At 63.8% G+C, this 18,298-nt stretch carries 17 protein-coding genes; 10 read left to right on the top strand and 7 right to left on the bottom strand.

Annotation, left to right across the window (positions count from 1 at the left end):
* Nucleotides 1–2 precede the first annotated feature (2 nt).
* From JJB99_RS08890 to JJB99_RS08855, 8 genes are all read left to right on the top strand, one after another.
* Complete coding sequence (locus JJB99_RS08890) at nucleotides 3–710, top strand: flagellar hook assembly protein FlgD (protein WP_200498407.1); 708 nt, start codon at nucleotides 3–5, stop codon at nucleotides 708–710.
* Nucleotides 711–974: 264 nt separating this feature from the next.
* The gene (locus JJB99_RS08885; protein ID WP_002714638.1) at nucleotides 975–1,250 is read left to right on the top strand and encodes a DUF1153 domain-containing protein; all 276 of its coding nucleotides are present in this window, start codon (nucleotides 975–977) and stop codon (nucleotides 1,248–1,250) included.
* 188 nt (nucleotides 1,251–1,438) lie between these two features.
* The gene (gene fliF / locus JJB99_RS08880) at nucleotides 1,439–3,049 is read left to right on the top strand and encodes a flagellar basal-body MS-ring/collar protein FliF (RefSeq protein ID WP_200498406.1); all 1,611 of its coding nucleotides are present in this window, start codon (nucleotides 1,439–1,441) and stop codon (nucleotides 3,047–3,049) included.
* Between the two features lie 26 nt (nucleotides 3,050–3,075).
* Nucleotides 3,076–4,170: a flagellar motor switch protein FliG gene (gene fliG / locus JJB99_RS08875; RefSeq protein WP_200498405.1), complete on the top strand. Its 1,095-nt coding sequence runs from the start codon at nucleotides 3,076–3,078 to the stop codon at nucleotides 4,168–4,170.
* Complete coding sequence (locus JJB99_RS08870; protein ID WP_200498404.1) at nucleotides 4,170–4,793, top strand: FliH/SctL family protein; 624 nt, start codon at nucleotides 4,170–4,172, stop codon at nucleotides 4,791–4,793. Before fliG ends, JJB99_RS08870 begins: the two co-directional genes overlap by 1 nt.
* 3 nt (nucleotides 4,794–4,796) lie before the next feature.
* Nucleotides 4,797–5,144, top strand: a complete 348-nt coding sequence (gene fliN / locus JJB99_RS08865; protein WP_200498403.1) for a flagellar motor switch protein FliN — start codon at nucleotides 4,797–4,799, stop codon at nucleotides 5,142–5,144.
* Between the two features lie 43 nt (nucleotides 5,145–5,187).
* Nucleotides 5,188–6,573: a sigma-54-dependent transcriptional regulator FlbD gene (gene flbD / locus JJB99_RS08860; RefSeq protein ID WP_200498402.1), complete on the top strand. Its 1,386-nt coding sequence runs from the start codon at nucleotides 5,188–5,190 to the stop codon at nucleotides 6,571–6,573.
* 189 nt (nucleotides 6,574–6,762) lie between these two features.
* Complete coding sequence (locus tag JJB99_RS08855; protein ID WP_200498401.1) at nucleotides 6,763–7,911, top strand: M20 family metallopeptidase; 1,149 nt, start codon at nucleotides 6,763–6,765, stop codon at nucleotides 7,909–7,911.
* A 113-nt stretch (nucleotides 7,912–8,024) separates the two neighbouring features.
* On the opposite strand, the gene JJB99_RS08850 is transcribed toward JJB99_RS08855, so the two are convergent.
* The 5 genes from JJB99_RS08850 to JJB99_RS08830 all read right to left on the bottom strand — a co-directional run bounded on the left by JJB99_RS08850 (nucleotide 8,025) and on the right by JJB99_RS08830 (nucleotide 14,447).
* Nucleotides 8,025–8,183, bottom strand: a complete 159-nt coding sequence (locus JJB99_RS08850) for a hypothetical protein (RefSeq protein ID WP_200500472.1) — start codon at nucleotides 8,181–8,183, stop codon at nucleotides 8,025–8,027.
* 94 nt (nucleotides 8,184–8,277) lie between these two features.
* Nucleotides 8,278–8,859 (bottom strand): flavin reductase family protein, encoded by a 582-nt coding sequence (locus tag JJB99_RS08845; RefSeq protein WP_200498400.1) that lies wholly within the window; start codon nucleotides 8,857–8,859, stop codon nucleotides 8,278–8,280.
* Between the two features lie 436 nt (nucleotides 8,860–9,295).
* Nucleotides 9,296–10,462 carry a cytochrome P450 gene (locus tag JJB99_RS08840; RefSeq protein WP_200498399.1) on the bottom strand — a complete coding sequence of 389 codons (1,167 nt, stop codon included), beginning with the start codon at nucleotides 10,460–10,462 and terminating at the stop codon, nucleotides 9,296–9,298.
* Nucleotides 10,463–11,300: 838 nt separating this feature from the next.
* Nucleotides 11,301–12,167 carry a L,D-transpeptidase gene (locus tag JJB99_RS08835; RefSeq protein ID WP_200498398.1) on the bottom strand — a complete coding sequence of 289 codons (867 nt, stop codon included), beginning with the start codon at nucleotides 12,165–12,167 and terminating at the stop codon, nucleotides 11,301–11,303.
* A 186-nt stretch (nucleotides 12,168–12,353) separates the two neighbouring features.
* Complete coding sequence (locus JJB99_RS08830) at nucleotides 12,354–14,447, bottom strand: LuxR C-terminal-related transcriptional regulator (protein ID WP_200498397.1); 2,094 nt, start codon at nucleotides 14,445–14,447, stop codon at nucleotides 12,354–12,356.
* 322 nt (nucleotides 14,448–14,769) lie between these two features.
* On the opposite strand from JJB99_RS08830, the gene JJB99_RS08825 reads away from it, so the two are divergent.
* Nucleotides 14,770–15,087 carry a hypothetical protein gene (locus JJB99_RS08825; RefSeq protein WP_200498396.1) on the top strand — a complete coding sequence of 106 codons (318 nt, stop codon included), beginning with the start codon at nucleotides 14,770–14,772 and terminating at the stop codon, nucleotides 15,085–15,087.
* A gap of 8 nt (nucleotides 15,088–15,095) precedes the next feature.
* Here the strand turns inward: JJB99_RS08825 and JJB99_RS08820 are convergent, their stop codons facing one another.
* On the bottom strand, nucleotides 15,096–15,440 hold the full coding sequence (locus JJB99_RS08820) for a septal ring lytic transglycosylase RlpA family protein (protein ID WP_246775180.1): 345 nt from the start codon (nucleotides 15,438–15,440) through the stop codon (nucleotides 15,096–15,098).
* A gap of 364 nt (nucleotides 15,441–15,804) precedes the next feature.
* Nucleotides 15,805–17,010 (bottom strand): LLM class flavin-dependent oxidoreductase, encoded by a 1,206-nt coding sequence (locus JJB99_RS08815; protein ID WP_200498394.1) that lies wholly within the window; start codon nucleotides 17,008–17,010, stop codon nucleotides 15,805–15,807.
* Between the two features lie 170 nt (nucleotides 17,011–17,180).
* Here JJB99_RS08815 and JJB99_RS08810 point away from each other — a divergent pair, with 170 nt between their 5' ends.
* The gene (locus tag JJB99_RS08810) at nucleotides 17,181–18,296 is read left to right on the top strand and encodes an ATP-dependent DNA helicase (RefSeq protein WP_200498393.1); all 1,116 of its coding nucleotides are present in this window, start codon (nucleotides 17,181–17,183) and stop codon (nucleotides 18,294–18,296) included.
* Nucleotides 18,297–18,298: the final 2 nt, after the last annotated feature.

The raw sequence follows: 18,298 nt of genomic DNA, 5'->3' as shown, positions 1-18,298 counted from the left end.
TCATGACCACCACGAATGCCGCCACCGCGCCGTCGGTCGTCTCCGGGACGACCGACATCCCGAAATCCTCCTCGTCGAACTCGTTGAGCTCGTCCACGGGATCGACGCTCGCCGGCAATTTCCAGACCTTCCTGACCCTGCTGACGACGCAACTGCAGAATCAGAACCCGCTCGATCCGCTCGACACCAACCAGTTCACCCAGCAGCTGGTGCAGTTCGCCGGCGTCGAGCAGCAGCTCAAGACCAACGATTCGCTGGCCCAGCTCGTGACGCTGCAGCAGACCACGCAGGCGACCCAGGCGCTGGGCTTCGTCGGCAAGACCGCGCTGGTCGACGGCTCGACCGCGAGCATGACGAAGTCGTCGGCGACCTGGCACCTCAACGTGCCCAGCGATGCGACCGTCGACATCTCCATCGCCAATTCGAGCGGCCAGACCGTGTTCACCGGCAAATACACCGCCGCCGCCGGCACCGACATTCCCTTCACCTGGAACGGCCAGGGCAATGACGGCATGCAATGGCCCGACGGCAAGTACACCATCTCGGCCACCGGCAAGGACGCCGGGGGCAACAATGTCGGCATCGCCGCGCAGGTGCAGGGCGTGGTGTCGTCGGTCGACCTGACCCAGTCGCCGCCGCTGCTCTCGATTGACGGCAACAGCTACACGCTGAGCCAGGTCAAGAGCATCATCGCCACCAGCAGCAATTGATCGCGCGCTCCACCTCTCCCCGGCGGCAAACGTGGATCAGAGTTGCGGGCTCGCGCCGAGCCCGCAAAAGTCATTCGGCATTAGTAAAGTATTTACCTTCTGTCCCGCCTGGCCAGCCGAAAACCGCGTTTCGGCTCCCGGGCCGGCGGCGTTCCAGCCGGTTTCAACGAGAATTGTATTGAAGCCTTAGGCTTAGCGGATTTTTAAGCCGCCGCGCGTAGGGTTACCGCGTGAGTTCAGTGGTTGAGAGTTTGTGAGTACGCCATGACAGAACCCCATCGCCCGAGGGTAAAATACGTCATCGGGCCGGACGGCAGTCCGCTGACGATTGCAGACCTGCCCGCACCCGGCACCAAACGCTGGGTCATCCGCCGCAAGGCTGAAGTCGTCGCCGCCGTCCGTGGCGGACTTCTCTCCCTCGAGGAGGCCTGCAGCCGTTATACCCTGACGGTCGACGAATTCCTCTCCTGGCAGTTTTCCATCGACCAGCACGGTCTGGCGGGTCTTCGCACCACCCGCATCCAGCAATATCGCCAGTAAGCGATTCGGAAATCTGCGGCTTTTGACGAAAATCGGCCTCGCCCTGCGAGGCCGATTTTTTTCATGTTGGCTTTTGGCGCGACTTTTGTCCCACCTCTTAACCTTCGTTAACCATATCGAAACCATCACCTAGGCAATAATTGCCCAGTCGGCCGCTCAGTTGCGGGTCGAAGCTTCGGGGCGGTTGCTTGCAAGGTCTTGCGGACTTCTTAAAAGGTATCGGCGCCGCCCGGTTCGGGGCGATGATCGCGGTCACCGCCGCGCTCATCGGCTTCTTCGCCTTCGTCATCATGCGCGTCACCACGCCGCAGATGACCACGTTGTTCACGGATCTGTCGGTCGAGGATTCCTCCAGCATCATCAAGGACCTGGAACGCCAGGGAATCCAGTACGAAATCCGCAACGAGGGCTCCATCATCATGGCGCCCAAGGACAAGGTCACCCGGCTGCGCATGAAGCTCGCCGAGGGCGGCCTGCCCAAGGGCGGCGGCGTCGGCTACGAGGTGTTCGACAAATCGGACGCGCTCGGCACCACCTCCTTTGTCCAGAATATCAATCATCTGCGCGCGCTGGAAGGCGAGCTCGCCCGCACCATCCGCGCCATCGACCGCATCCAGGCCGCCCGCGTCCATCTCGTACTGCCCGAGCGCCCGCTGTTCTCGCGCGAGGCGCCGGAGCCGTCGGCGTCGATCGTGGTCCGCGTCCGCGGCTCGCTCGAGGCCCCGCAGATCCGCGCCATCCGCCACCTCGTCGCCTCCGCCGTGAACGGGCTGAAGCCGCAGCGCGTCTCGATCGTCGACGAGGCCGGCCAGCTGCTCGCCGACGGCGCCGCGACCGATCCGGAACAGGCCGTCGGCGACGAGCGCCGCATCGCCTTCGAGAAGCGGATGCGCAAGCAGGTCGAGGACATCGTCTCCTCAGTGGTCGGCTCGGGCCGCGCCCGCGTCCAGCTCTCGGCCGATTTCGACTTCAACAAGGTGACCCAGACCTCGGACAAGTACGATCCCGAGGGCCGCGTGCTGCGCTCCAGCCAGACCCGCGAAGAGCAGAGCATGACCGCCGACAACAACGGCCAGGTCACCGTCAACAACGAGCTCCCCGGCAACCAGCAGAACAACGGCGTCGCGGCCAAGGACCAGAGCAAGAAGACCGAAGAGACCAACAATTACGAGATCTCCCGCACCACCAAGACCGAGGTGACCGAGGCCGGCCGGGTCAACCGCATCTCGGTCGCGGTGCTGGTGGACGGCATCTATTCCAAGAACGACAAGGGCGAGCTGGCCTATCAGGACCGCACCAAGGAACAGCTCGACCGCATCGCCGCGCTGGTGCGCTCGGCGATCGGCTTTGACCAGAAGCGCGGCGACCAGGTCGAGGTCGTCAATCTGCGCTTTGCCGACGCGCCCTCCACCGCCCCGATCGCCGAGCCTAACGGCTTCCTCGGCATGCTCCAGTTCACCAAGGACGACGTCATGTACTTCGTCGAGCTCGGCGTGATGATGCTGCTCGGCCTGATCGTGCTGTTCATGGTGGTCCGCCCGCTGGTCAAGCGCATCCTCGCGTCCGACGAGGTGGCCGCCGCCATCTCCGGCGTCCTCGCCGGGCCGGCCGCTTCGGAGGAAGCCGCGCCAGCCGCCCAGCCGCTGCTGCCCAGCGGCGCCGCCAGCGCGATCGACGTCGCCACCATCCAGGGCCAGGTCCACGCCCAGTCCGTGCACCGCGTCGGCGAGCTCGCCGAGCGCAACCCCAATGAAACCGTCGCCATCATCCGCCAATGGCTGACCGAACCCGCGAAATGATCGAGTGAATAGAGAAGTGATCTGACATGGCCGCCGCTCTGCAAAACGCCAACTCCAACGACATCACCAGCGTGATCTCGACGCTCGGGCAGCGCGCCAACAGCCGCGCCGGCGGCCCCAAGACCGAGGCGCTGGCGGGGCCGAAGCGCGCCGCGATCCTGATGCTGGCGCTGGGCGAGCAATATGGCGGCAAGATCTGGTCGCTGCTCGACGACGACGAGGTGCGCCAGCTCTCGCTGGAGATGTCGACGCTCGGCACCGTCGAGGTCGACACCGTCGAGGACATGCTGCTCGAATTCGTCTCGCGCATGTCGGCCTCGGGCGCGCTGATGGGCAATTTCGACGCCACCGAGCGCCTGCTGCAGCAATACCTGCCGCCGGAGCGCGTCAACGGCATCATGGACGAGATCCGCGGCCCTGCAGGGCGCAACATGTGGGAGAAGCTCTCCAACGTGCAGGAAGAGGTGCTCGCCAATTACCTCAAGAACGAATACCCGCAGACCATCGCCGTGGTGCTGTCGAAGCTGAAATCGGAGCACGCCGCCCGCGTGCTCGGCATCCTGCCCGAGGAGCTCGCGCTCGACGTCGTCAACCGCATGCTGAAGATGGAAGCGGTGCAGAAGGAGGTGATCGAGAGCGTGGAGAAGACGCTGCGCACCGAGTTCATGTCCAACCTGTCGCAGACCCGCCGCCGTGACGCCCACGAGGTGATGGCGGAAATCTTCAACAATTTCGACCGCCAGACCGAAACCCGCTTCATCACCTCGCTGGAAGAGGACAACCGCGAATCCGCCGAGCGCATCAAAGCGCTGATGTTCACCTTTGACGACCTCGTGAAGCTGGATTCCGGCTCGGCCCAGACCTTGATGCGCAACGTCGACAAGGACAAGCTCGGCGTCGCCCTCAAGAGCGCCAACGAGGATGTCCGCAACTTCTTCTTCGGCAACATGTCCTCGCGCGCGGCAAAAATGCTCCAGGACGACATGGCGGCGATGGGCCCGGTGCGCCTGCGCGACGTCGACGAGGCCCAGGCGCTGCTCGTCAACCTCGCCAAGGATCTGGCCGCCAAGGGCGAGATCATGCTGACCAAGAACCGCGCCGACGACGAGCTGGTGTACTGATGGCCGCTCCGGCAAAATTCCTGTTCGACACCGACTTCGCGGCGCCCGAGCGCTCGTCTCGCGAGAAGGCCGCGACCGCGGCCGAGATCGCCCAGAAGGTCGCCGAAGCCGAAGCGCGCGCCTATCAGGACGGCTTTGCCGCCGGCCAGCGCGAAGCCAAGGCCGAGAGCGACCGCCGCGTCGCACTCGCCATGGAGGAGATCGGCATCGGCATCAGAGGCATCGCCTCCGGCATCGGCAACATCGAAACCAGGATGGAGACCGAGGCGGTGGACGTCGCCGTCGCGGTGGCCCGCAAGCTGTGCGCCGACCTCGTCGCCGCCGAGCCGCTCGGCGAGGTCATGGCGCTGGTCAAGGACTGCTTCTCGCATCTGGTGGCGACGCCGCACCTCGTCGTCCGCATCAACGACGCGCTCTACGACGCCGCGCGCGAGAAGATCGAGCGGCTCGCCAAGCAGAGCGGGTTCGAGGGCCGGCTGGTGATCCTGGCCGAGCCTGACATCGACACCGGCGACTGCCGGATCGAATGGGCCGATGGCGGCGTCGTGCTGGAGCGCGGCGCCATCGCGGCCAAGATCGACGAAATGGTGGGGCGCTATATCGCGTCCCGCAGAGGGAGCTAAGCCATGAGCGACACCGACGGACAGGTCCCGCTGCCCGATCTCAACGGGCCGCTGCCGCCGACCACAGATATCGGCTACAACGAGGACGAATATGCCGCGCGGGCCGCTGCCGACCTCGAGGCCGTGTTCGACGTGCCGGTGCAGGTCTCGGCCGTGCTCGGCCGCTCCAAGATGGACGTCGGCGAGCTGCTCAAGCTCGGGCCCGGCACCGTGCTCGAGCTCGACCGCCGCGTCGGCGAGGCCATCGACATCTACGTCAACAACAAGCTGGTCGCCCGCGGCGAGGTCGTCCTGGTCGAGGACAAGCTCGGCGTGACCATGACCGAAATCATCAAGACCGAACGCGGCTAGGAAATAACGCGCGGCAGCGCGACCAGACGGACAGGAGACTGACATGCGGCTTCTCATCGTTGGCACCTTGAAGGGCCAGCTCACCACCGCCACCAAGATCGCGATGGAGAACGGTGCCACCGTGACCCATGCCGAGGATCACGAGCAGGCGATGCGCGTGCTGCGCGGCGGCAAGGGCGCCGACCTCCTGCTGGTCGACGTCGCCCTCGACATCCGCGATCTCGTGATGCGGCTGGAGGCCGAGCACATCCACGCCCCGATCGTCGCCTGCGGCATCACCAACGACGCCCGCGCCGCGGTCGCCGCGATCCATGCCGGCGCCAAGGAATACATCCCGCTGCCGCCGGACCCCGAGCTGATCGCCGCGGTGCTCGCCGCGGTCGCCAACGATTCCCGCGAGCTGATCTATCGCGACGAGGCGATGGCAAAGGTGATCAAGCTCGCGCAGCAGATCGCGGGCTCCGACGCCTCGGTGATGATCACCGGCGAGTCAGGCACGGGCAAGGAAGTGCTGGCCCGCTACGTCCACACCCGCTCGCCCCGCGCCAAGCGCCCGTTCATCTCGATCAACTGCGCCGCGATCCCCGAGCATCTCCTGGAGTCCGAGCTGTTCGGCCACGAGAAAGGCGCCTTCACCGGCGCAGTCGCGCGCCGCATCGGCAAGTTCGAGGAAGCTACCGGCGGCACGCTGCTGCTCGACGAAATCTCGGAGATGGACGTTCGCCTGCAATCGAAACTGCTGCGCGCCATCCAGGAACGCGTGATCGACCGCGTCGGCGGCACCAAGCCGGTTCCGGTGGACATCCGCATCATCGCGACCTCGAACCGCAATCTCGCCGAGGCCGTGCGCGAGGGCACGTTCCGCGAAGACCTGCTGTTCCGCCTCAACGTCGTCAATCTCAAGATCCCGCCGCTGCGCGAGCGTCCCGCCGACATCCTGGAGCTCGCCCAGCATTTCGTGAAGAAGTACGCCGAAGCCAATGGCGTGCCGCTGCGGCCGGTCTCGGCGGAGGCGCGCCGCGTCCTCTCCGCTAACCGCTGGCAGGGCAATGTCCGCGAGCTCGAGAACACGATGCATCGCGCGGTGCTGATGGCGCAGGGCGACGAGATCGGCCCCGACGCGATCATCACGCCGGACGGCGACCGCCTCGACCTCGCCAGGACCGCCCCGGCGGTCGCGCATGCGACCATGGCCGCCGAGCAGGTCACGCGGGCGCTGGTCGGGCGCACCGTGGCCGATGTCGAGCGCGATCTGATCCTCGAGACGTTGAAGCATTGCCTCGGCAACCGCACCCATGCCGCGAACATCCTGGGCATCTCGATCCGCACGCTGCGCAACAAGCTCAACGAATATGCCGACGGCGGCATCCCGATCCCGCCGGCAGGCACGCCGGGCGAATATCCGCGGATGCCGATGGTGGGGGCGTAGGCGGCCCGCACGATTATTGATGATGCGAATGCCCGGGCTCAGTCCCGGGCATTTTTGTTTGCGCCGAACACTCCACGCGCTCGCTGTCGTCCCCGCGAACGCGGTGGACATGGCGGGACCGCATCCGGCGACTAGGTCCAGCCGGCACAACGCCCTATAACCCCGCATGAGAACCACGCGAGGAACCACATGTCTCAAGCTCAAATCACGGACTGGCTGGCGTCGCAGAAGCAGGCCATGATCGATCTGCTCCGCGACGTCGTGAACATCGATTCCGGGTCCTACGATAAGGCAGGCGTCGATGCGGTCGGTGCGCGGTTCGAGCGGCATTTTGCCGAGCACGGCATTCCCTGCCGGCGCGAGAGCAACGATACCTTCGGCGATGCGATCCATGCCGAGGTGGCAAAACCCGGCAGCAACGAGAAGCCGGTGCTGTTGATGGGACATCGCGACACCGTGTTCGGCAAAGGTGAGGCCGGGCGGCGCCCGTTCACGATCAAGGACGGCCGTGCCTATGGGCCCGGCGTTGCCGACATGAAGTCCGGTCTCGTCATGAACGTGTTCGTGGCGACCGCCTTCCACAAGTTCGGCGGCTCGCCGCATCCGATCAAGGTGCTGATCACCTCCGACGAGGAGATCGGCTCGCCCTCCTCCCGCCCCGTCATCGAGCGCGAGGGGCGCGCCGCACGCGCCGTGTTCAATTCCGAGCCGGGGCGGCCGACCGGCAACATCGTCACCGGACGCAAAGGCGGCATCTTCATGCAGATGGCCATCACCGGCAAGGCCGCGCATTCCGGCGCCAACTTTGCCGCGGGCGTCAGCGCCATCGGCGAGCTCGCGCACAAGATCGTCCATATCCACGCGCTGACCGATCTCGACAAGGGTATCACGCTCAATGTCGGTCTCGTCTCGGGCGGGCAGTCCGTCAACACCACAGCGCCCTACGCGGAAGGGCAAATCGACCTGCGCTATGTCGATCCGGCGGACCGTGCGCGGATCATGGCCGCGATCGAAAAGATCGTCGCCACATCTTACGTGCCGGGCACCAGCGCCACGCTAACGATCAAGGGCGAGTTCGTGCCGGTGGTGCAGAGCGCGGAATCGAAGGCGCTGTTCGAGAGCTATCAGGCGGCCGCAAGGCAGGTTGGGCTCACCACGCTCCAAGGCGAGTTCTCCGGCGGCTGCGCCGATTCCGGCTTCACCGCGGCCGTGGGCACGCCGACCATCTGCGGCCTTGGACCGGTCGGCGGGCTTGCGCACACGCCGGAGGAATATCTCGAGATCGACAGCATCGTGCCGCGCGCACAGGCGCTGGCGCTGTCGATTTTGCGGGGGTAACCACACACGCCGTCGTCATGCCCGGGCTCGTCCCGGGCATCCACGCCTTGCGTCGATCCCGGCTGCACGTGGATGGCCGGGTCAAGCCCGGCCATGACGAGTTGAGAGAGCCGTCACGAATAACTCGGCGCGTCCGGCTTGCGGAAGATATGGATGGGATCGCCCGGCACGAGGGGCTGGCCGCTGAACATCGCATAGGCGTAGAGCGCGAGATAGGCGATCGCCAGCGCGCCGATGGCATAGAAGGCCCAGGTCGCGACACGCTTCATCATTCCGCTCCCATGCCTTCCGGCGGGAAGGCTCAGGCAGCGCTTCTAGAGCGATGAGGCGGAAAAGGCCAGCTTGTGCAGCGGTGCGCGGCGAGGATCAAACGCCGCGGCAGGCGCGCGCGGGAACGCTGGCATCGGCGAGCCTCGCGGCGTCTTCGTCCTGGTCGACCGCCACGTACTGGCCATGCCAATAGGCCAGCGCCGCGTTGCGGGTCGAGCTCCTGACATCCCTGACGCGGCCGATGACGATGCCGTGCGAATGCCGCTCCAGGATCTCCTCGACCTCGCAGTCGAACGCCGACAAGGCGCCGGCCAGCAGCGGAACGCCCGACACCGCCGTCAACCACTGGCTGCCGGCAAAGCGATCGGCGCCCTTGAGCCCGCCCTTGCCGGCAAAGCGCTCGGCGATGTCGAGCTGGTCGGCATTGAGGATGCTCACGCCGAAGGCGCCGTGGCGCTTGATCAGCGAAAAGGACGAGGCATCGCGGTTGATGCTGACCAGCAGCGTCGGCGGCTCGACCGACAGCGAAGTGACGGATGTCACCGTCATGCCGGTGACGTCCTTGCCCCGCCCTGCGGTGATGATGCTGACGCCGCCGGTGAGGTGGCGCATGGCGCCGCGGACGTCGGCGGACGAGACGGGGATTTCGGTCATGAGGTCGCGGGGCACTACATTCATGGCATGCTCCCCGAAGCGGGGTCCTGCTCTATCTAGGTACGATCGTCCGCCGGCAAAGGGGCATCCAGAACTCGCGTCACACGAATCCGGTCCGCCGCGCTCGGCACAGGGTCACAAAATCCGAAAACAACCCCATGCACAGTAGCCGGAGCGAGGAAGAACAAGCGCTTGCTGATTATCCGAATATCATTTGACACGTCGGGCAAAACAGGGGCATGATGGCATCATCAAGGGACTGGGGCTGTCGGCCAAAACTCCTTCCACACCCTGCGCTGCCATTCCCCGCCGCTGGGTCTCGCCTTCGGCGAGCCCGATGACAGGCTCCAGCGGGGAATCCAGTATTCCAGAGACGACAAACGTTCCACACAACTGCCGCGGCGTACTGGATCGCCCGCTTTCGCGGGCGATGACACCAGCTTTGGAGAGAGCGCCCTTGCTAATGCCGCCACGTCACCGGCAGATTCTGCAAGCCGCGAAAGGCCCAACCGCCGATCCGCACCGGCTCGTCGTCGGCGATCTCGATCCGCCTGGCGCGGGCGAACAATTTCGGCAGCGCGACATCGGCGATCATGGCGCGCGAGGCGAAGGCGCCGGCGCAGAAATGCGGACCGGCACCGAAGGCGACGCTCCTGGAGGTGTCACGGCGCACGTCGAACTCATCGGCACGCGCGAAGTGTTTCTCGTCGCGGTTGGCGGAGCCGAACATCAGGAACACGCGCTCATCAAGCTCAAACGACACGTCGCGGATCGTCCACGGCTTTGCGATCCGCCGCGGCGACATGCCGATCGGCGAGATCCAGCGGGCATATTCCTCGAAGGCCTGGAGCCAGGACACGTCACCGCGCAGGACCAGATCGAGCTGCGCGGGATGAGTCAGCAGCGCCCACACCGTGCCGGCGATCGCCTTGCGCGGCTCGTTCTGGCCGCCCGAGATCGCGAGCTTGACGTTGGCGCGCACGCTTTCCATCGGCATGCCGGAGGCGAGCAGCACGCCCAAAATGCTCTGATCGGGATGCTTGCGCATCGCCGGCAGGATGTCGTCGATCGCGGCGTCGATGCCTGACGTCGCGGCGTGGCAGCGCGCCTCGACCGCGGGATCGCCGGCGTAGTTGGCAATGCCCTCGATCATGCCTTGCGACCAGGCATCCATGTCCTCAAAGCCGATATTGGTGAGGCCGGTGATCGACTTCAGGCACTCGCCGGAGAACGGCAGCGCGAAGTCGCGCATGAGGTCGATGCGCCCCGGCGCGATCTCATCGAGGATGCGATCCGCATGGGCCTGGAACACCGCGGTCCAGTAGGCCTTCACCGTCTTCGGCGACACCGCCGGAAACATCGCGCGCCGCTCGATTTGGTGCGCCTCGCCGTCCTTGCGCATCATGTTGTGGCCCATCAGCCGGTTCATCAGGCCGGCGGGCTGGTGCGAGGAGAACACGTCGATCTGCTTCTCGGAGATCGAGATGTCATCGCGACTGGCCAAGAGCGTCGAGCCGAGCTGCGGCACGAAGGCGATCGGCGCCTCCTTGCGCATCTTTGCGAGCATCGGATAGGGGTCGGCCCAGAATGCGGTCGGGTCGATGTCGATGCGCGGCGCGGTGCTCAAGGCGGCCTCCCCTGGAGTGTCGTGTGATCCAGGACAGACTACCGAAATCCGCCGCCGGCGTCTGTCCCTAAGGATAGGGACAGGCCGGATGAGGATGTATCTACATTGCCGGGAACGAGGGACGCGATAGTGGTCCGCATGCCCTATAACAACGGACATCGACGAACGCATCAACGACGTTCGTTATGGGCCACAAACGGACGTTGCCGTATGTCGGCGGGTTTATCGTCGATTTGGATGAAAGGTCTCTGGATACTCGCCCGCCGAAACTTCAACCGCGACACTGTTTCCGCGAGCGTCGAGATACTGATGTCCTGACGCTGATGGCACCAACGCGGCTATTCTGTCAGCAAAATCCTCTGCCAATGCCGGATGCAGGCTCCACTCCAAAGCATCGCGGCCGTGACGCATCCCGGCGTCTCGCTCGACCGATACAGGTCTGATTGTAATCTTGTTGCCATCTACGGGGATGCAGAAGTCTTCAAACGCAGGGGCGTACGGAGTCCTCCAGAGAGCCCGCAGAAAGTCTTCCAACCGACGCATGCCGGTTGCGTCACCCCAAAGGAGTACCGTAGGACCACTTTTCCAGTTTTCAAAATATGCTGATCGCAGGGGCATACGAGCTTCCTATCTTTTCAGGCATCGCAGCTGGTTTAAGCGATCAGCCCAACTTCGATCAAGTCAGCTCCGGGTCACAAGCCGAAGCAAAGAGCAGCCGGAGCTCCAGTCCCCTCTACGCCTGAATGCAGACCCCTGCTAGATGGTCGCAGAGCCAGCGATGGGCTAAAGCGGCGACCTGAATGTTTGCTTGTCGTCAGTTACAGCCCGAGGACTGAGTTTACTGCGCCTCGGCGATCTTCGGTCCGGGTGACAGCATCTGCGCGTTAGCCGCGAGCGGCCGCTTCGATGGCAATGCCGGGTCAGGCAATCGGAACGCGGCGTCGGTCGGCGCGCCCTGGGATGGCCGGCGGGCCGCATTTGCCGGCAGCACGATCACCTTGGCTCCGACTTTCACCCGCTCATACAGATCCGTGACGTCGTCATTGGTCAGCCGGATACAGCCGGACGACACCCGCTTGCCGATCGTATCGGGTTTGTTGGTGCCGTGAATGCGATATTCGGTCTCGCCCAGATACATCGCCCGGGCGCCGAGCGGGTTGCCGGGACCGCCTGCCATGAACCGCGGCAGATAAGGCTGACGCCCGACCATCTCCGCAGGCGGGCGCCAATCCGGCCATTCGGCTTTACGCGCCACGGTCTGCTCGCCTGACCATGCGAAACCTTCGCGGCCAACACCGATGCCGTAGCGCATCGCTTGCGTGTCGTTCAGGACGAGATAAAGGAACGTGTTCTTGGTATCGATGATCACGGTGCCGGGCGCCTGGTGGCTGGCGTAGTCAACCACCTGCCGGACAAGTGCTCCGGGAACGTCGGCGTCGGCTTTTGGTGGTTCGACCAGAGGGGCCGAGGCGGGAGGAGGAATCGGAGCCGGAGCTGGCGCTGATGCATGAACTGGAGCGACGTAAACCGGCGTTGAGGATGCCCGGGCTTCAGGCGCCGACGGCTTCCGTGACGGTTGCACGCTCGCCGGACGAGACAGCAAACCGTACCCCACTACGGCGACGGCCACTGCGCCAATCGCAACTCTCGCGACCGCGGGTAGTGCGAGCGTCTCCGCCTTTCCACGTTTGGCCCGCTTACCCATGCTCTTTCCCCAGGTCACTCCGCCCAAAAGAGGTACCCAGCAAAATTTAAGAAACTTCGAAGGGATGCCGCTCAGGGGGGAACCGCGGATGATGGTTAATGCCGAACTCCTGGTCGGCAGCAGACGGCGGACGCGGCCGGCAACGCTCAAAGCCGCGGCACCGACGCTAGTGAGGCGTCGAGTAAGCTACACAAACAAATCATGCGTCAGATGGTGCTCAACTCTTGCGTGATCAGGGACGCTTTGCTCGGCATGCGAAGGGCCAATCAGGTCCGCATCCAGAATCGGCGCCAGTCCATTTTGTCCGGCATCGTGCAGAGCATGTTCCACTGCATCCGGTCTGTGGCCGTTCTCAGAGTATTCTGAAGCTCTGATCTCTGCCCTGTCATCCTTGAAATGAAAGGAATCTTCGACCTGGGGCGCAGCTGCCGTTGCATTCTGGCCCGGCCCCGCATGCTGAGTTGTAGATCCGCTCGTGGACGCCTTGTGCAAGTCAGCGTGCGAGTGTCCGGAATTGAAATGGCTACTCTGTGCATCGTCCTCGGCATGCTGATCGGCAGTTGACGAACCTTGCTCCGAAGCGTGTAAGTCGCGATGCAATTGCCCGCGATCAGATTCGTGTCCGGATGAGTCGTGCTTCGCGTGCTGCTTACCGGCTGCTGCGTCCTGTTCCGAGACATGCAAATCACGCTGCGGCTGTCCATGGTCCGAATCGTGTCCGGGTGGTCCCTCCTCGGCGTGTGGCTTACTGGCTGCTGCACCCTCTTTCGAAACATGCAAATCGCGCTGCGACTGTCCATGATCCGAATCGTGTCCGGGCGGCCCGTCCCCGGCATGTGGGTTACCGGCTGCGGCGCCCTGTTCCGAAACATGCAAATCAGCGCGCGATTGCTCGTCATTGGATCCATCTACCGCGGTCGCATGTGTTGTGCCGTGTTCGGCATTCCCCGACACGTTGGTTGCGGCCGCCTGCCCGGAGCCGCCATGATCGATCGCAGCGTCGACGGCGCCGGATCCAATGTGAGGGTTGCCGCCGGCACCTAAGCCATGTTCGCTTGCGGCTGCATCGATGATCTGACGCTCGTCGCTTCTGCCGATGGTATCGCCTTGGCCAGCCTCGAAAACGAATGATTCATGGCGGATTTCGGGATCAGGCCAGACCAGGTTCTCTGACTCGGTTGGGTTCGTGCCGGCGCTGCCAAGCGGATTAAAGGCGCCCAGTTCGCTGGTGCCATTTGCGGCAGCCGACGCAAAGCCATCGCGGTAAGTGAACGCCTGCGCAGCACTGTTAAGGAATTCGTAGATCGAAACTCCAAACGTCATGAGCATAAACGCGCCAAACTCACTGATGCCCGACCTTGCGGCGTTGAGTGTCGGCGGTGTGATCGTGCTGGCGGCGATATCGGCGCGGGATTCGATGAGCTTGCTGAACCGCCCCGCAATATCAGCTAAAGAGTTCTCCACACCACCGGATTTACTCACGGCCTTGGTCGTCTTACCCGAAGCAGCGGCCGTTTTTTGAGGGCTGATTTTGATCGTCACGACAGCGCCGGCGTCGTCTGCGGCCACTACCGTAAGGCTATCGGCGTGCGCATGATCAGCTGCGCTCACGGGTTGGACGTCGTCCAGCGCCGCCCAGATCAGAGCTGCAAGCGCGCCGATCCCGCCGTAAAGGCGCGACAGAGCGAACGTTGCGAGCTCGGTCCGGTTTTTGATCTCAAACTGCGCAGATATGCGATCAACTCGCGCCTTGATGGTGCCTGGGGCGACCTTGAGCTGGCGAGCGATCTCCTTGTTCGACATACCGCAGGCGACCAGGCGCATGATCTTGCGCTCCAGGTCCGTCAACCCTGCAAGTCCTTTTTCGCCGGACGCGCCATTGCCGGGATTGCGGGCAACCGCCCGATGCGCGGGCGGTGCCACCAGCCTCAGGGACTGCAACAACGTTTCGGGCTCCTCGCGCATCGGAATCGCGGTGCAGGCACCCGCGGCGACCGCGTCAGCGATATCGCCTCGCGCAACCGATGCTGTGTAGAATACCAGGCGCGTGGGAAGGTCTTCCGAAGTAACGGTGGCGAGCATTTCAGAAGCCGTCACGTCAGAAAATCCGTCCTCCACAAGGGCGACATCTGGCGTCAACCTCCGCACTGCTTCGAGGCAGCCCGCGCCATTGCTGCATGATGCGACAATCTCGAAGTCACGCTCCGCCGCGAGTAGCGTGGCAAAACCCTGCAGGACGATCGGACGACGATCTGCTATCAATAGTCGGATAGGAAGCACCTGCGCTACCTCGCCCGGCCTCCGTCCGGCCACCCAGCAGAGGCGAGCCGGATTCGACGGGGTCACACCAAAGAGCAGCCCGGCAACGCACAGGCATCCTCTTGGTTCCTGCAGATTAGGAACGCGATCGGATGATCTTCATACTTGCGAGTGAACGAGCGCCCGCGTGGCCGACAGAAAGCCCATCGGCTAGGAAGTCATGTAGGGGCAGAACGAGATGCGCGAACCGTCCGCTATAGGTCACAAGCCGCGATTAGCCAGCGCCGCCGCGATGTCGGCCATGCGCCGATAAGCCCGGCTGCTATTCCAGAAGGCGCAAAGCATGTTGTCCGCAGATTACGTCCTTGGCTTCGCTGTTGCCGTGGTCGTCGCATTCAACATTTATTTTGGCCGCCGGATCGAAGGCGAGCGAGTTGCGATGCAATGGGGACGCGACGGCGAGCCAACCTGGTACGCTCCAAAATGGCTGGCGATGTGGGGAATGATTGTCTTCATGGCAGCCGTTCGGCTCTTCATTTGGCTAGCTTCGGTATATACGCCGCAGTACGTCCACGGCGCTGAATTAGGGATAGTTGTTTTTTCGGTGATCGCCGCAGGCTCTCACCTGTTCGTTTTGACGAAGGCGACAGCCAGTCGCTGAACGGACCTTCAGCCCACCGGCCCCAGTGTCCAATTGTCCCCCGAAAGCGGGCTGACCTTGACGTCCTTGATGACGCCGCGCTCCAGGCTGGGATCGAAATGGCGCATCGTGCGCTCGTTGAAATCGATGATGCGGCCGGGCCTGAGTGGTCCCACGTCGTTGATCTTGACGATGACCTTCTTGCCGACGGCCTCGACCAGGGCAAATTTCGGCCTCTCGCCAAATGGGACCCCACCAAATTTCCTGCGCAAGGTCGTCTTGATGGCAGCCGCCCAGTCGGAGGGATCGTAACGCTCGCCGGAGGCTGTGCTTGGACCGCCCTCCTCCTTGCCGGGCTTGAACGGATTGTACATGGATGCAGCGCCGACGACCGCATTCCCGGAGGCGGCATCGACGAGGGCGCTCGGGTGATCCCCACGCGTTTCACCTCGAGCAACGGTAACAGAAACGGCAAGCGTAAGCAGGGCGCCGCAAAGTGCGGCGCTCGAGCGGAACAACATCATAACTCCTGTGATTTTTTCGTCTTCCGGTTCCCGACACCGCAAACGGGCAAGCGAACGCGGAGGCGTTCATGACGCTTGCACCGATGTTTTGCGGATTCGAGCCAACCCCTTGGCTATGGAACCGTGGTGCGAACCAGAGTGATTCCCACGCAGTGTTTTAAGTTGTCACCCGTTAAGACAGAGATTGCGTCAGCAACATGACTTAACGACCAGCTTATTCCGCTGAGGCCTTAGCAGGGGCGACATTGATCGCAAGCTTGCCATAACGATCCGTAAAAGCCTGGGTATCGATCTCTTCGAGTTCGATCTCGCCGCTCATCACGCCTCGTTTCCATTCGGCTTGCGCCGGGTCGTTCTGGAACTCCGGCATCACCTCGCGGCCGAACAGCTCGAGCGATTCACAGATGTGCTCGTGGCTGTTCTTGCCAGCCTGATTGAGCAAGATCACCTGGTCGATATGCGAGGACTGGAAGCGCTTCAGTTTCCGCCGAAGCGTCTCCGGCGAGCCGATCAGGCCGCCGCGCAATGCTGCCTCCTGCGCTTCCGGATTGTCGCGCTTCCATTTGTTGTACTCGTCCCACATGTTGACGGTGTACGGCGCCGGGCGTTGGCGGTTCTGCGCGGCGCCGTAGAAGCGCAGCGCGAACTGAAAGAAGGTGGCGCCATCGGCGCGGGCACGCGCCTCCTCGTCCGTCTTCGCGCACATGAAGAACGACACCAGCGCCATGTTCGGATTGATCTCGTAGTCGGCGAGCTTGTGCAGCCGCTTGGTCATGGCGTTGTAATAGGCGTGCACCCAGGCATGCGCGGCATCGGCGCTGACGAACTGGAAGCCGAGCGCGCCAAAGCCGTGACGGCCGGCGCGCTCGATGGTCGGCAGCTGCGAGCACGCCATCCACAGCGGCGGATGCGGCTTCTGCACCGGCTTGGGCACGACGTTGCGCAGAGGGATGTCGAAATACTTGCCGTGATGCTCGCTGCCGGCGTCCTTGAACATCGGGAAGATCGCGGCGACGGCCTCCTCGAACACCTCCTTCTTGGTTTCCATGTCGCGGCCGAACGGCGTCAGCTCGGTGATGGACGCGCTCTCACCCATGCCGAACTCGCAGCGGCCATTGGAGAGCAGGTCGAGCACCGCGACACGCTCGGCAACACGCGCCGGATGGTTGGTGGTGAGCTGGAGGATGCCGTGGCCGAGCCGGATGTTTTTGGTACGCTGGCTCGCCGCGGCGAGGAACGATTCCGGCGAAGGCGAATGCGAGTACTCTTCGAGGAAGTGATGCTCGACCACCCAGGCGTGGTCGTAGCCGAGACTGTCCGCGAGCTCCATCTGCGAGAGGGCGTTCTGGTAGAGGGCGAGCTCGTCGCCGGCGACCCAGGGCCGCGGCAATTGCAGCTCATAGAAGATGCCGAACTTCATGACGCCTCTCCCGCTTGTTCTTGTTGCGGGTATCTTAATGCGCGGGGCGAAGCTGTCTACGGAGCAGCAATTCCGCCGCGCGGGAGAATGGCTTGATTGCGCAGTCCGAATGGTTAGTTTGGATAGTGGCGACTCAATTATGCTGGCGCCCTCTCGTCTCCCGAAAGACCATGGCCACCTTCACTCCACATCAGGACGCCGCGCTCAAGGCCGTTGGCGACTGGCTCAAAGCAAAACCCGGCCGCAACGGCACGCCGCCCGTGTTCCGCCTGTTCGGCTTTGCCGGCACCGGCAAGACCACGCTGGCGCGGCACATCGCCGAGGGCGTCGACGGCGAAGTGAAGTTCGCCGCCTTCACCGGCAAGGCGGCGCTCGTCATGCGCAACAAGGGCTGCGACGAGGCCTCCACCATCCACTCGCTGATCTACCGCGCCCGCGAATCCGGCGAGGAGCAACCGAGCTTCGAGCTGTGGGACGACGCGCCGGCCTCGAAAGCCAAGCTGATCGTGATCGACGAATGCTCGATGGTCGATGCCGAATTGGGCCGCGACCTGATGTCGTTCGAATGTCCGCTGCTGGTGCTGGGCGATCCCGCCCAGCTGCCGCCGATCCAGGGCGGCGGCTTCTTCACCAACTCCGAGCCCGACGCGATGCTGACCGAGGTGCACCGCCAGGCCCAGGACGATCCGATCGTGCGGATGTCGATGGACGTCCGCGAAGGCCGCGAGCTCGACATCGGCCGCTACGGCGAGAGCGAGGTGGTGTCGCGCAAAGAGCTCGATCCGGACCGCGTGATGGGCGCCGACCAGGTCCTGGTCGGCCGCAACAACACCAGGCGCGCCTACAACATGCGGGTGCGCCAGCGCCAGAATATCGAGGACGTCTTTCCGGTCGCCGGCGACAAGCTGGTGTGCCTGCGCAACAACCGCAAGAAGGGCCTGTTCAACGGCGGTCTGTGGCGTGTGAAGTCGCGCAACACCTCGCGCTCGAAATCGCGCATCCTTTCCATGCGGCTGTCGCCAGACGAGGATTTTGGGCACAAGGTGACGAAGGTGTCGGTGCGCGCCGATTGCTTCGAGGGCGGCGTCGAGCAGATCGCCTGGGAGCAGCGCAAGCCCTATGACGAGTTCGATTACGGCTATGTGCTGACCGTGCACAAATCGCAGGGCTCGCAATGGGACGACGTCGTGTTGTTCGACGAGAGCTTTGCGTTTCAGGAGTCGCGGGCGCGGTGGCTGTATACGGGCATCACGCGGGCGGCGAAGCGGCTGAGTATTGTTGTTTAGAG

This window comes from Bradyrhizobium diazoefficiens (genome assembly GCF_016616235.1).
In the GTDB taxonomy this organism is placed as follows: Bacteria; Pseudomonadota; Alphaproteobacteria; order Rhizobiales; family Xanthobacteraceae; genus Bradyrhizobium; species Bradyrhizobium diazoefficiens_H.
Note: the sequence above shows the minus strand (reverse complement) of the source record. Positions and strands in the feature narration are given on the sequence as shown.